Annotated in this window: 16 protein-coding genes; 7 read left to right on the top strand and 9 right to left on the bottom strand. The window is 33.9% G+C overall.

Translation table 11 applies throughout. The features are described from left to right. Positions 1-31 precede the first annotated feature (31 nt). On the bottom strand, positions 32-433 hold the full coding sequence (locus tag WDZ98_RS06600) for a nuclear transport factor 2 family protein (RefSeq protein ID WP_368060154.1): 402 nt from the start codon (positions 431-433) through the stop codon (positions 32-34). Positions 434-659: 226 nt separating this feature from the next. Between WDZ98_RS06600 and ilvB the strand changes: the two genes are divergently transcribed. The 4 genes from ilvB to WDZ98_RS06580 are packed head-to-tail and all read left to right on the top strand — an operon-like array spanning position 660 to position 5,398. Beyond that, on the top strand, positions 660-2,357 hold the full coding sequence (ilvB, locus tag WDZ98_RS06595) for a biosynthetic-type acetolactate synthase large subunit (protein WP_368060008.1): 1,698 nt from the start codon (positions 660-662) through the stop codon (positions 2,355-2,357). Positions 2,358-2,366: 9 nt separating this feature from the next. Continuing rightward, positions 2,367-2,849 carry an acetolactate synthase small subunit gene (ilvN, locus tag WDZ98_RS06590; protein WP_368060010.1) on the top strand — a complete coding sequence of 161 codons (483 nt, stop codon included), beginning with the start codon at positions 2,367-2,369 and terminating at the stop codon, positions 2,847-2,849. Then, positions 2,846-4,360 carry a 2-isopropylmalate synthase gene (locus tag WDZ98_RS06585; RefSeq protein ID WP_368060012.1) on the top strand — a complete coding sequence of 505 codons (1,515 nt, stop codon included), beginning with the start codon at positions 2,846-2,848 and terminating at the stop codon, positions 4,358-4,360. Before ilvN ends, WDZ98_RS06585 begins: the two co-directional genes overlap by 4 nt. A 24-nt stretch (positions 4,361-4,384) precedes the next feature. Continuing rightward, positions 4,385-5,398: an isocitrate/isopropylmalate dehydrogenase family protein gene (locus WDZ98_RS06580; protein WP_368060014.1), complete on the top strand. Its 1,014-nt coding sequence runs from the start codon at positions 4,385-4,387 to the stop codon at positions 5,396-5,398. 395 nt (positions 5,399-5,793) lie between these two features. Here WDZ98_RS06580 and WDZ98_RS06575 read toward each other — a convergent pair whose 3' ends face one another. Further along, complete coding sequence (locus WDZ98_RS06575; RefSeq protein ID WP_368060016.1) at positions 5,794-6,069, bottom strand: hypothetical protein; 276 nt, start codon at positions 6,067-6,069, stop codon at positions 5,794-5,796. 161 nt (positions 6,070-6,230) lie between these two features. Here WDZ98_RS06575 and WDZ98_RS06570 point away from each other — a divergent pair, with 161 nt between their 5' ends. Further along, entirely contained in the window at positions 6,231-6,362 is a 132-nt protein-coding gene (locus WDZ98_RS06570; protein WP_368060018.1) for a hypothetical protein, read from the top strand. A gap of 1 nt (position 6,363) precedes the next feature. Here WDZ98_RS06570 and WDZ98_RS06565 read toward each other — a convergent pair whose 3' ends face one another. Genes WDZ98_RS06565 through WDZ98_RS06555 form a run of 3 tightly spaced genes read right to left on the bottom strand, consistent with a single transcriptional unit; the run spans position 6,364 to position 8,453 of the window. Further along, positions 6,364-6,612, bottom strand: a complete 249-nt coding sequence (locus WDZ98_RS06565) for a hypothetical protein (protein WP_368060020.1) — start codon at positions 6,610-6,612, stop codon at positions 6,364-6,366. A 38-nt stretch (positions 6,613-6,650) separates the two neighbouring features. Then, complete coding sequence (aspS, locus tag WDZ98_RS06560; protein ID WP_368060022.1) at positions 6,651-7,937, bottom strand: aspartate--tRNA(Asn) ligase; 1,287 nt, start codon at positions 7,935-7,937, stop codon at positions 6,651-6,653. A 3-nt stretch (positions 7,938-7,940) separates the two neighbouring features. Further along, positions 7,941-8,453, bottom strand: coding sequence for a transcription elongation factor NusA (locus tag WDZ98_RS06555; protein ID WP_368060024.1), 513 nt, complete (start codon positions 8,451-8,453; stop codon positions 7,941-7,943). 82 nt (positions 8,454-8,535) lie between these two features. Between WDZ98_RS06555 and WDZ98_RS06550 the strand changes: the two genes are divergently transcribed. Beyond that, positions 8,536-9,465 carry an ABC transporter ATP-binding protein gene (locus WDZ98_RS06550; RefSeq protein ID WP_368060026.1) on the top strand — a complete coding sequence of 310 codons (930 nt, stop codon included), beginning with the start codon at positions 8,536-8,538 and terminating at the stop codon, positions 9,463-9,465. A 5-nt stretch (positions 9,466-9,470) separates the two neighbouring features. On the opposite strand, the gene WDZ98_RS06545 is transcribed toward WDZ98_RS06550, so the two are convergent. Together WDZ98_RS06545 and WDZ98_RS06540 are read right to left on the bottom strand one after the other, a co-directional pair. Further along, complete coding sequence (locus tag WDZ98_RS06545; protein ID WP_368060028.1) at positions 9,471-9,764, bottom strand: hypothetical protein; 294 nt, start codon at positions 9,762-9,764, stop codon at positions 9,471-9,473. Between the two features lie 129 nt (positions 9,765-9,893). After that, positions 9,894-10,268: a DUF6659 family protein gene (locus WDZ98_RS06540; RefSeq protein WP_368060030.1), complete on the bottom strand. Its 375-nt coding sequence runs from the start codon at positions 10,266-10,268 to the stop codon at positions 9,894-9,896. Between the two features lie 89 nt (positions 10,269-10,357). On the opposite strand from WDZ98_RS06540, the gene WDZ98_RS06535 reads away from it, so the two are divergent. After that, positions 10,358-10,990, top strand: coding sequence for a VTT domain-containing protein (locus tag WDZ98_RS06535; protein WP_368060032.1), 633 nt, complete (start codon positions 10,358-10,360; stop codon positions 10,988-10,990). On the opposite strand, the gene WDZ98_RS06530 is transcribed toward WDZ98_RS06535, so the two are convergent. Beyond that, positions 10,987-11,544 (bottom strand): DNA-3-methyladenine glycosylase, encoded by a 558-nt coding sequence (locus WDZ98_RS06530; protein ID WP_368060034.1) that lies wholly within the window; start codon positions 11,542-11,544, stop codon positions 10,987-10,989. The two genes, WDZ98_RS06535 and WDZ98_RS06530, sit on opposite strands and share 4 nt — an antisense overlap. Continuing rightward, positions 11,528-12,121 (bottom strand): uracil-DNA glycosylase, encoded by a 594-nt coding sequence (locus tag WDZ98_RS06525; protein ID WP_368060036.1) that lies wholly within the window; start codon positions 12,119-12,121, stop codon positions 11,528-11,530. Before WDZ98_RS06525 ends, WDZ98_RS06530 begins: the two co-directional genes overlap by 17 nt.

The raw sequence follows: 12,121 nt of genomic DNA, 5'->3' as shown, positions 1-12,121 counted from the left end.
ACTCCAAATCCTAAAAAATAATAAAATATTATCAGTTGATCTTTGATAGATGAATGTGAGCAATTTTCCATGTTGGTTGTTTCACCAGTACAAATGTTGCACGCCCTGTAATTATTAGATGCTCTCCAGTGTATGCTTTGTTATCTACTAGCATTCCTTTTTGAATTAATTCCAAAGCTACAACTGCAGTGTCTCCAAATAAACTGATTTTTGGATTTTTGATTTCATATGTGTAGTCTGAAATGCTTACAAATCGTAATTCTTCAAGCTCTATTGTTGTTTGATAATCTTTAAGATCATATGGTGGTAAATCACTAAAGCTTGAGAATTTAGAATCATTTAGATGAATTTCTCTTAGTGTTGAAAGATCTTTTGTGATACCTGCTTGAAATAATGTCTCTATAACTTTAATGATTTCTTCATTATCATTCAAAACAGTTCGCTTCAAGTATAGAAAATATCAGTTTAAGTCTTCTGTACAATTACTAGTAAAAACACGACTATTCTTCTGAGAATCTTTATAAATTATTAATTGCTTGTTTGTTTGATTTCAATGAGCACAAAACTGACTAAAATAGTTGGCAAAAATTTACCTGTAGTTGTTCTACTGTAAAGTGTGCTCACGATTTTACTAACTTAAAATTATGGAGAGAAATTTGATGAATAAAATGGAAAGTATGACAGGCGCAAAGGCATTGATGGTGGCTATGGAAAAAGAAGGTGTCAAACAAGTATTTGGATTACCTGGTGGTGCAAATCTTCCAATGTATGATGAATTTACACGATGTAACATTAGACACATTTTGGTAAGACATGAACAATCAGCTGCACACATGGCAGATGGCTTTGGTAGAGTTAGCAGAAAACCAGGCGTTTGTTTTGCTACATCTGGTCCTGGTGCAACTAATATTTTAACTGGAATTGCAACTGCACAAGCTGATTCTGCACCAATGATTGCAGTAACAGGACAAGTACCTGTTGGTATGATTGGCAAAGATGCATTTCAAGAAAGTGATATAATTGGAATGGCAAACCCTGTTGTCAAATATGCTTTTCAACCAAGAACAGCTGGTGAAATTCCAGAAGTCGTAAAAAAAGGATTTTTCATTGCAGAATCTGGAAGACCTGGACCTGTGTTAATTGACATTCCAAAAGATGTCCAAACAAATGAATCTCCTATGAATTTTCCAGATGAATTTAAAATTAGAGGATATCATCCTTGGGCAGATCCTGATATTGTTAATGTTGAAAGAGCAATTGATATGTTACTTCATGCTGAAAAACCAATTATTTTAGCTGGTGGCGGTGCAATAATCTCGTCTGCATTTGCAGAACTCCAATCTATTGCAGAAGTTCTCATGCTTCCAGTAGTTACTACTTTCAAAGGCAAAGGGGCATTTCCTGAAACGCATCCTTTGTCATTAGGTCCAATTGGCATGCATGGACATGCAGAAGCTAACAAAATGATGGCAGAAGCTGACTGTGTATTGGCAATTGGTACTAGATTTTCTGATAGATCTGTTGGAACATTTGAGGCATTTGAAAAGCGATTAAAAATTATTCATATGGATGTTGATCCTGCAGAAATTGGTAAGAATCAAACTGCACAAATTGCAGTAATTGGAGATGTACGTGTAAATCTCAGGGTAATGGTAAAGTTGCTTTTACAAAAAGCAATTAAAAAAACTGACGAGACTCCTTGGTTAAAACATGTCAAAGAAACAAAAGCGTATTGGAAAGAAAACTTGAAACTTCATCCAGGTGAAATGGGTGCTGCAAAAATATTGCGTAAACTACGTGAATTATTGCCAAAAGAATCTATTGTCACAACTGAAGTAGGACAACATCAAATGTGGGCTTCATTATTTTATGATGTGATTCAACCTGGTACTTTTTTTAGTTCAACTGGACTTGGTACTATGGGTTGGGGATTCCCAGCAGCAATTGGTGCCAAAGTTGCAAAACCTGATGTTCCAGTTGTAGATATTGCAGGTGATGGAAGTTTCAGTATGACTGAAAATTCTCTTGCCACTGCTGTATTGGAAGATATTCCAGTGATTGTATTTCTCTTAAACAATTCATCATTGGGAATGGTAGCTCAATGGCAAAGAACTTTCTACAATAGAAGAATGGTTGGCGTGGATCAAAAAAGTTGTCCTGATTATGTTAAATTAGCAGAGTCATATGGTGCTCAAGGAATCCGAGCTCAATCTATGAATGAACTTGATAAGGCAATCAAAACCGCATTAAGCAGTAATGTTGCAACAGTAATTGATATCCCTATTGATCCTGAAGAAGATGTGTTGCCATTTGTAGCTCCTGGAACTTCGTTGTCGGAAATGATCTTACCATCTTAGTGATTGATTATGTGGGCGATTCTTTCTATTTTAGTTGAAAACAAACCTGGAATCTTGTTTAAAGTAACTCATCTTTTTAGATCTAGAAATTTTAACATTGATAGTATTTCTGTTGGCGTAACTGAGAATCCAGAATACTCAAAGATGACAATTACTACCTATGGTGATGAAAAACAGATAGATCAGATAGTAAAACAACTTGATAAAATGATCGATACTGTTAAAGTTGAGCATTTAGATGAGCATAAAACAGTTTATCGTGAACTTAGTCTTTTTAAGATAAAACTCAGTAATGCTAATGATAGTATGGAAGTTAACAAATTGGCAAATGCATATGGTGGCAAAGTCCATGATGTGAAGAAAGATTCTATCATGGTAGAATTAACTGCAACTCCTGATCAAATCAAAGCATTTGAAGAATTGGCAAAACCATTTGGAATTATAGACATTGCACGAACTGGTGTTGCAGCTTTACAGAGGAGTGGGGTATGAAAGTTAGAATATTTGATACAACATTAAGAGATGGAGAACAAACCATTGGTGTATCCTTATCCCCAGTTCAAAAACTTGCAATTGCAAAAAAGCTTGATGAGTTAGGAGTTGATGCAATCGAAGCTGGATTTCCAGTAATATCTAATGGTGAACTTGAAGCAGTCAAAATGATTACTAGTGAAGGCTTATCTTGCGAGATTGCAGGATTGACAAGAACTATCAAAAAAGATATTGATGCTGCAGTTGATGCTGGTTTAAATTATATTCATACATTTATTGCAACTTCTGATATTCATTTGGAATACAAACTACAAATGACACGCGATCAAGCACTAGAAAAAGCAATCGAAGCCGTAGAGTATGGTAAATCTCGTGGCCTTCAAGTGGAATTTTCAGCTGAAGATGCTTCAAGAACTGATAGAGAATTTTTGAAAAAAGTATTTGGTGAAGTTGCAAAAGCAGGTGCTGACAGAGTTAACATTCCTGACACTGTAGGATATGCAACTCCTGAATACATGGCAGAAATCACACGTGATACAGTAGCAGTTACAAAACTTCCAGTAAGTGTCCACTGCCACAATGACTTTGGTTTAGCAGTTGCAAATTCTTTATCTGGAATTCATGCAGGAGCAACATGCGCACATGTTACAATAAATGGAATTGGTGAAAGAGCAGGAAATGCTTCATTAGAAGAACTTTCTATGGCATTGAAATGTTTGCCCTATGATCAAAAATATGAAACTAATATAAAATCTGAATTAATTTATGATGTATCTAGATTTATCTCAAAGACTGTGGGAATTATTGTTCAGCCAAACAAGGCTATCGTTGGGGCAAATGCATTTGGTCACGAATCTGGTATTCACACACATGGTGTATTGAGTAACCCTCTCACATACGAGCCAATAAGTCCTGAGTTGGTTGGAAGAAAAAGATGGCTTCAAGTTGGAAAACATGCTGGAGTTCATGGAATGAATGCAATGTTATCAGAGTATGGAGTAAAACCTACTGAAAATCAGTCAAAACAAATCTTAGAAAAAGTTAAAGTGATAGGTGATCAAGGAAAACAACTCACTGATGTGGAGTTACTCTCTATTGCAAGTGATGTTATGGGAGAAAAAGAACTTAAAAGAATTGTTCAATTAACTGGATTTTCAGTATCTACTGGAATTGGTACAATGCCTTATGCTTTTGTAAAGTTAAATATTGATGGTGAGGATCACGTTGGAACTGATTATGGAGTAGGTCCAGTTGATGCGGCACTTAATGCAATTCAAAAAATTACTGGAAAGCTTTCTGAGATTAGAATCAAGGATTACGGGTTGGCTTCAATTTCAGGTGGCTCTAGTGCCTTATGTGAAGTTACAGTAAAAGTTGAAGATGCATTAGGAAACAAAGTTTCTGCAAAATCTGTTGGTGAAGATATTGTAACTACTAGTGTAAAGGCAGTAATTGATGCTATTAATCGAATCATGCTCAAAAAATTACTTCAAGAAAAACAGGTAAGATAATTCTTATTTTGCGATGATGGTATAATGTACAAAATCTCATTAATCACTGGCGATGGCATTGGTCCTGAATTATCTGAATCTGCAGTTTCCGTATTAAATACGATTCATGACAAACTTGATTTGAAATTTGATATCACAAAACTATCTGCTGGTGACAAAGCCTTGGCTGAAACCGGCAAGGCACTTCCAGATGATGTGATAGATATGATAAAACAATCTGATGCATGCTTGAAAGCTCCGGTTGGTGAGAGTGCAGCTGATGTTATTGTTGTGTTGAGAAGAATGCTTGATTTGTATGCCAATATTAGACCTGCAAAATCATACCCACACATGCCTGCATTACGTGATGATATTGACATGGTAATAGTTAGAGAGAACACTGAAGATCTTTACACTGGCAAGGAATTTAGCTTGGGCAACGCTGCAGTTGCATTGAGAATAATTTCTGAATCTGCATCAAAGAGAATTGCAAAGTATGCGTTTGAGACTGCAAAACAGCGAGACTCTATGAGAAAAGTGACATGTGTTCACAAATCAAATGTCATGCGAGTTACAGATGGATTGTTTGCAAAATCTTGTACTGAAGTGTCAAAAAACTATCCTGATATCATATTTGAAGAAATGTATGTTGATGCGTGTGCAATGAATCTAATTCGTCAACCTGAACAGTTTGATGTGATAGTTACCACAAATCTATTTGGTGATATTTTATCTGATGAATCTTCTCAAGTAGTTGGTGGATTGGGAATGGCGCCAGCTGCCAATATTGGAGATAATTTTGCATTGTTTGAGCCAGTTCATGGTGCTGCTTTTGATATTGCAGGACAAAACATTGCAAATCCTTCGTCATTTTTACTATCTATAAAGATGATGCTTGATTGGCTTGGAAACAAACACAATGATTCAAAATGTATTGTTGTAGGGGAAAAATTAGAATCCACAATATTTGATCTAGTAAAATCAGGTGTCAAAACCAAAGATATTGGCGGAGATATGAGCACGTCTGAATTTACAAAACAGATTACAACCAAACTTTGATCATAATTTTAGTCATTACCACCTAATCATGCATAAAAATGGGGCTACTGTTTTTATACACATCTCTAAAAATTTGATTCTCAAAACAACGAGATACATGGAAAACACGTTAAATCAAGGACGTATTTCCTAACATGATGTGTTTTCCAACCAATCATTCTACTACGCAGAACAATGGCTTCTCGTCATAACTATTACGTCAAAATCATATTTAACAATGATCCTAATTTCCATCTAGTGATAACAAATCATATCTCTATGATATTCTTTGAATGTATTCCTCGTGAATTCTTTTCTGGTTTTGTATAATCCACAAAAATGTCTCGTCATTTGCATCCATGAAAATTATTTTTTCTTTTTTGATAAAGATCAAAAAGTGTAAAAAATTTGATCTTTTAGTCTCTTCTCTTTTTTAAATCTGAGTTGGGTGGATTAATTGACCAGAAAAACAATGCCAGACAAATTGGAATCATAATCAATATTGCTGCGACCCACGAAATTGCGTAAAAGTTAGGATCTAATCCTGGAATGAAAGGGCCGGGAAATACTGTATATAGCCACAAAATTCCTACAAAAATCAGAACTTTTTTATTCTTTTTTAGTAATTGTTTCCAACCTAGTTTTCTTTTTGTAATATAGCAGTTCTTACAACGTGTTTTATCGTCAGTCATACATGATGTACAACAATTTTTCTCACAAAAATAACATATTCTATCTCCAAATGCAGATCCACAGAAATCACATTTGTACACTAACACAGATCTACTTCTTTGGATTTATCTCTTTTTCAAAAATTACCAATTTTTATTAATCACATTTTTTACCGAAACATATGGTAGATTGCTGCATTTGTAAAGTTGTTCCAGGTACCTTAAAAATTACTGATGGTAATCCAAAATATAAAGGAAAACCAATATGTTCAGAATGTGCAGGGTATCGTAAATTACTCAAAGAAACAAAATAATCTATTCAGTTTTTTTTGTTTTATTTTTTGTGGCCCACTCTTCATACATTTTGATTAACTCATCTACATCTTTTCCTTCTTCTGAATAGGTAACTATTACACCAAATGTTCCTTTTTTATCATGCCCTCTTGCAAAATATCCCCAAAAAGAATCAGGTAATTTTGCAAAACTACTTGAATCATGTGATACTCCAATCAGATTGTTTCCAATCACTTCTACTACTTTTTTTGCATCGATTTGTTCGATCATGATATTGTAAAACTATATTCCAATAAAAATCTGAATAACTATGGACTTAGTCTGTCTGGATCTCTGGGATACAATACCACTTCACGAACATTATCAATTCCAATTAGTGTGGTCATCAATCTATCCAATCCCATACCCCATCCAGAATGAGGTGGCATTCCCCAATCAAATGTTTTGATGTGATCTGCAAATTGTGAGGGATCCAATCCTTGTTCTTTCAGTCTATTTTTTAATATCTCTGGATTATGTAATCTAGTTCCACCTGAGGATAATTCTAAAAATCCATACTGTAAATCAAATGAGCGTGATAATGCTGGGTCTTCGTCTTTTTCCCTAATGTAAAATGGTTTTAATTTCATTGGCCAATCAATCAAAAAGAAAAATCCTGGATGGGTCTTTCCAATTATTCTGAGATGGGAATCCAACAAGTCATCACCAAAATCTACTTTCTCTCCTGTTTTCTTTAACTCTTCAACACATTGAGTGTATGTAATTCTCTCAAATGGTGCTGTTGGAACTTGTATTGTATGCTCAATTGCTTCTTGTTCTTTTTTACAATTCTCTGCAATTTCTTTGTACACTGTCACAACTAGTGATTCTAAAACATTCATTACATCTTCATAGTCCATAAATGCAGCTTCTATGTCAACACTGGTAAATTCTGTCAAATGTCTCCCAGTATGTGAATTCTCTGCTCTGTAAAAATTTGAAATCTCAAAGACTCGCTCTAGACCTATTGTCATTTGTTCTTTGTATAGTTGTGGGCTTTGTGCAAGATATGCTGTTTTTCCAAAATAATCTAATGAGAATAAATCAGCTCCCCCTTCACTTGCACTGCCGATGATTTTCGGTGTTGTTATTTCTATGAATTTTTTTTCAGAAAGAGTTTTTCTTAGTATCTGTAATACGTGATGACGTAATTTGAAAATTGAAGCTGTTTTTTGATTTCGCATATCTAATGCACGATGATTTAATCTTGTATCGATGTTACTTTCTAATCTGCCAATTGGATCTACTGGTAATGGGTGAATTGCTTTTCCCAAAATTTCTATCTCTTCAGCTTTAATCTCAAATGCAAAATCTCGAGCTTTTGTTTCTTGAACAATCCCTCTGATACTTACTACGCTTTGACGATTAATCTCTCCAAGATTGTCATTGAGTTCTCCTTTTACTATTACTTGAGAAATTCCTGACACGTCGCGTAGTGTAATAAATGCCATTTTTCCTAATTTCCTAAGATCTTCAATCCATCCTCCCAGTACCACCTCTTTTCCAATTAATTCTGCGTTTAACTCTGAAATGTCGTGAGTTTTCACAAAAACCATGTCTTATCTTTTATCCTCAAACTCTATCTCAATGTCAAGGTTTCGGGCGTTTTTTACAATTTGAATAACTTTTTTTGTATCAATAGGAAACTTGGGAGTCCATTTTCCAGAAACTATTGCTTTTGTTTTTTGAACACCTCCAGGTGCCCATACTGCGTTAATTGATAGAATTTTAGTTGGAAATAGCAAATCTTCTATGAATCGCTTGTCTGTTTCGTCATCCTCTACTAGCCAAATTTTACCCTTGAATTTATCCTGCAAAGTTCTATACAACGTACGACTCTGTCTTATTATTCTGATGTCTTCTTTTGCTAGTGACAACACAAAATTTCCATCAAATTCTCTGCATGAATATAGTGAAAACTTTTCAATTTCTTTGTTTGATTTTGCAATATTTGCAAGATTCATTGATGCTTCTATGTCTGCTTTAGTCAATTCACCTGACTCTACTTTACTTTCACATTGAGGACAAAGTATTGCATTTTTTGCATCAAAGCCACAAATTGGTAATTTCATTTAAATCGACTTTTTAATTCTGATACTGTTGTTTATATCCCTTAGTGCAAAACAAAAATTCTAGTTTGGATCTAATAGAATCATGACATTTCTAATTGTTGACGGATTATCTTCAAAATATTCTTCGTCAAAGGGGCCAGTATATGCTGTTGATGATATTGATTTTGAGTTGCACCATGGGGAATCAATTGGAATTGCAGGTGAGAGTGCATGTGGGAAAAGTACATTGGGGTTATCGTTGATTAGAATGCTCTCTGGAGGAACGACAGAGGGAAAAATCACATTTGAGGATGTATCTATTTTAGATATGGATGAATCTGACTTTGATGCAAAATATCGATGGAAAAAAATTGCAATGATCTTTCAAGGTGCAATGAATTCTCTAGATCCTGTATTTACAATCAATGAACAATTCAATGAAATTCTAAAACAACATCGTTTTGAGGGGAATTCTAAAAAATTAATTCTTGATGCAATGTCCTCTGTAAATCTTGATGAGATTATTCTGAAAAAATACCCTCATGAACTAAGTGGTGGCATGAAACAAAGAGTGATTATCGCAATGGCATTGCTGTTAAAACCAAAACTTGTAATTGCTGATGAGCCTACAACTGCACTTGATGTTTTGACTCAAGCTCAAATTGTAAATTTACTCAAATCTCTCAAAAAAGAAGGCATGTCTTTTATGCTAATCACGCATGATTTGGCAGTATTGTCTGAAATTGCCGATAAAATTGGCATAATGTATGGTGGTGAAATGGTGGAGTTTGGTTCATCTGAGCAGATATACAAAAACCCAAAACATCCCTACACTCAAGGGTTATTGGAATCTATACCCAGGTTAGACGGTGTTGCTCCAAAACACATTAAGGGAATTCCTCCAAGTTTACTTGACGCTCCAACAGAATGCAGATTCATAGAAAGATGTCCACTGGCAATTGAAAAATGTAAAACACTTCCTCCTAAATTTAAAACAGAATCAGGCTATGTTAGATGTTGGTTGTATGAATAATACTATTATTTTGAATTAATATACTCTTCATCAATTTTTTTTAAATAAATTTCTTGTATTTGCACTATTTCTCTATCTGTTGTATTTCTACAAATCATTTTTGCATATTGTACTAAATCTTGATTCTTGTATGTTTTCTCAAACATCTCAATTTTCTTAAATGACTCTTGTTCAAATTTCATTATATCTCTAAACTCTTCACTGATCTCTTCTGATTTCATTATTTCATAATTTTTAACATTTGATTTTCTAAAACTGATTTCGTCAATTAATTTTTGGATTTCATCATCTACTTTCATATTTTTTAGTAAAAAAGTAATCGAATAAATTATTTTTGCATTTTCTTTTTATGTTCCAGTATGTGTTTTAATCCGTCTGTCATACTAAGTGAATCTAAATCAATTTCACAATATGGACACTTCAATGTATTAAGAATATTTCTTTACTATTGGTAGACATGAATCTATAATTCTTAGCATTTCTGATCTGATTACTTTTTTATCAATGGATATCCACACTCTTACTTTTTCTATAGCAAAAGAAATAGTTTGAACTTTCTTCCTTTCTTCCCAAACGAATTCTATTTCTCCAAGATTTTTATCAAAAAATCCTTCTAAATCTGTCTTTATGGCAATATGTGAAAACTGATACTGTGTATCTTTAGCATTTAGAAGAGGCACTAAATCTTCTCTTCTTTTGTATGCTAACAAATTTCCACTTTCTCCTATCACGCCTACAAATCTAATGTATGGGCTAATTACGGCGATAGCGTCACATATCTTCTCAAAATCTTTTTTTGCCATTTGATAGAGTTCTAAAAAGATGATATTTTAATGAATTGTAGACTATCGTCCTAGATTTAATTAAATAATGCCTGAAAACAGTTTTGTTTGTGGATTTTGTTGATCTATTTCCGTTTGCACCTGAAGTGGGTTATCTCAGCTTATCATTGGTTAATTTTTTTGGTTCATTAATCCCGTTTGTCCCATTACCTGGATTTTTACTTCTCGCAACAATGTCTGTAGGTGATCATTTTGATTTACATGTTTTGGCATTATTGTCTGCAATAACAGCTACTATGGCAAAACAAATCATTTTCTATGTTAGTTACGGTGGACGAAAAATAATCACTGAAAAAACTAGAAAAAGAATGCGCCCTTTTGAGAGACTAGTCAAACGATATGGTGCAGCCGCGGCATTTTTTGCAGCAGCTACTCCAATACCTGACGATCTAGTATATGTTCCACTAGGACTAGCAAGATATAATCCAAAAAGATTTTTCATTGCAACTCTTACTGGAAAAATTGTTCTTAGCTATTCTATTGTTTTTATTTCACATTATCTTGGATTGTCCCTCGTTGAACCATTTCTTGAAAATATTGACGATGCGACTCCGATTTACATTGGAATGATTCTTTTTGGAGTAATGATGACTGTGATTATTATTTTGTTATTACGATTAGATTGGGCACGCATACTAGGAAGATTTGCTCCATGGACTTTGGATGAAAATAACAAAGATTAGATTTTTATTTTAAAATTCCATAATTTCTCAACCGGCTCTTTGATGCCTATTCTTGGTGATGTTTCAATCTTTTTTATTTTTATTCCTTCTGTGATGTATATCTTTGATTTTTTTGTCAAATCAACACCATAATGATCTTTGGTTATCGCCAAAGCTTGTGTTAATTTTGCAGGTCCATCTGTAAGATTTTTTAAATTTACATTGCCTCTATTTTCTTGCATTGTTTTGATTCCTTTTTCAGGCTCAATCGCTCTGATTAATACTGCACCTGCAGCAATTTCAGGTCTTCGTGCAGTTACATTAAAGCAAAAATGCATTCCGTATGTGAAATAAACATAAGATATTCCTACTTGTCCAAACATCACTTTGTTTCTCTCTGTAATTTTTCTAAATGCATGACTTGCAGGATCGTCATTGTGTCTATATGCTTCTGTCTCTGTGATTATTCCTGACATCTCTACTTTACCTATCTTTCTGATTATTTTTTTTCCTAGTAACTTTTTTGCAACTAAAACAGTATCTTTTGAATAAAATTCTCTAGGAAGTATAGTCAATATCTATTTGAACTTCTTTGTTGTTTTTTAATTCTGTGATTAATCCAAATAGCTTTATCATATCGTCTCTTAAAACTTTAATTAATTCTTGATTGTAAATTGTTGCTGCAGGATGCACTGTTAAAAAATATAGTTGATTGTCTTTTCGTACTAGTTTTCCTCTGAATTTTATAATCTCCGATCCTCCTAAAAGCGAATTAAATGCAGTATTTCCTAATATGCAAATTATTTTTGGCTTGATAATTGTGATTTCTTGTTTTAGATAATCTTGACATGTGTTTCTCTCCATTGTGGTTGGAACTCTGTTTTTTGGTGGCCTGCATTTTACAATGTTTGTTATGTATACTTCATCTCTTGCAATACCTGCTTCTTCTAGTGCAACTGAGAGTTTTTTTCCTGCAATTCCAATAAATGGTTCTCCATTTTCATCCTCATTTTTCCCTGGAGCTTCTCCCACAAAAATTACATCTGAATGGGAATTTCCTTTTCCTGGCACTGAGTTGGTTCTGGTCTTGCAAAGATCACATTTTGTACATTCGATGACATTTTGTTTTATGATTTCTAATTTTTGATTCAT

This window comes from Candidatus Nitrosopumilus sp. (assembly GCF_040878665.1).
Lineage (GTDB): Archaea > Thermoproteota > Nitrososphaeria > Nitrososphaerales > Nitrosopumilaceae > Nitrosopumilus.
The sequence above is the reverse complement of the archived record's forward strand: the minus strand, read 5'-3'. Positions and strand labels throughout refer to the sequence as shown.

Coding starts and splice junctions, on each gene's coding strand:
- ilvB (WP_368060008.1), top strand. CDS start 660: ATGAATAAAATGGAAAGTATGACAGGCGCAAAGGCATTGATGGTGGCT.
- ilvN (WP_368060010.1), top strand. CDS start 2,367: ATGTGGGCGATTCTTTCTATTTTAGTTGAAAACAAACCTGGAATCTTG.
- WDZ98_RS06585 (WP_368060012.1), top strand. CDS start 2,846: ATGAAAGTTAGAATATTTGATACAACATTAAGAGATGGAGAACAAACC.
- WDZ98_RS06580 (WP_368060014.1), top strand. CDS start 4,385: ATGTACAAAATCTCATTAATCACTGGCGATGGCATTGGTCCTGAATTA.
- WDZ98_RS06575 (WP_368060016.1), bottom strand. CDS start 6,069: ATGACTGACGATAAAACACGTTGTAAGAACTGCTATATTACAAAAAGA.
- WDZ98_RS06570 (WP_368060018.1), top strand. CDS start 6,231: ATGGTAGATTGCTGCATTTGTAAAGTTGTTCCAGGTACCTTAAAAATT.
- WDZ98_RS06565 (WP_368060020.1), bottom strand. CDS start 6,612: ATGATCGAACAAATCGATGCAAAAAAAGTAGTAGAAGTGATTGGAAAC.
- aspS (WP_368060022.1), bottom strand. CDS start 7,937: ATGGTTTTTGTGAAAACTCACGACATTTCAGAGTTAAACGCAGAATTA.
- WDZ98_RS06555 (WP_368060024.1), bottom strand. CDS start 8,453: ATGAAATTACCAATTTGTGGCTTTGATGCAAAAAATGCAATACTTTGT.
- WDZ98_RS06550 (WP_368060026.1), top strand. CDS start 8,536: ATGACATTTCTAATTGTTGACGGATTATCTTCAAAATATTCTTCGTCA.
- WDZ98_RS06545 (WP_368060028.1), bottom strand. CDS start 9,764: ATGAAAGTAGATGATGAAATCCAAAAATTAATTGACGAAATCAGTTTT.
- WDZ98_RS06540 (WP_368060030.1), bottom strand. CDS start 10,268: ATGGCAAAAAAAGATTTTGAGAAGATATGTGACGCTATCGCCGTAATT.
- WDZ98_RS06525 (WP_368060036.1), bottom strand. CDS start 12,121: ATGAATCAAAAATTAGAAATCATAAAACAAAATGTCATCGAATGTACA.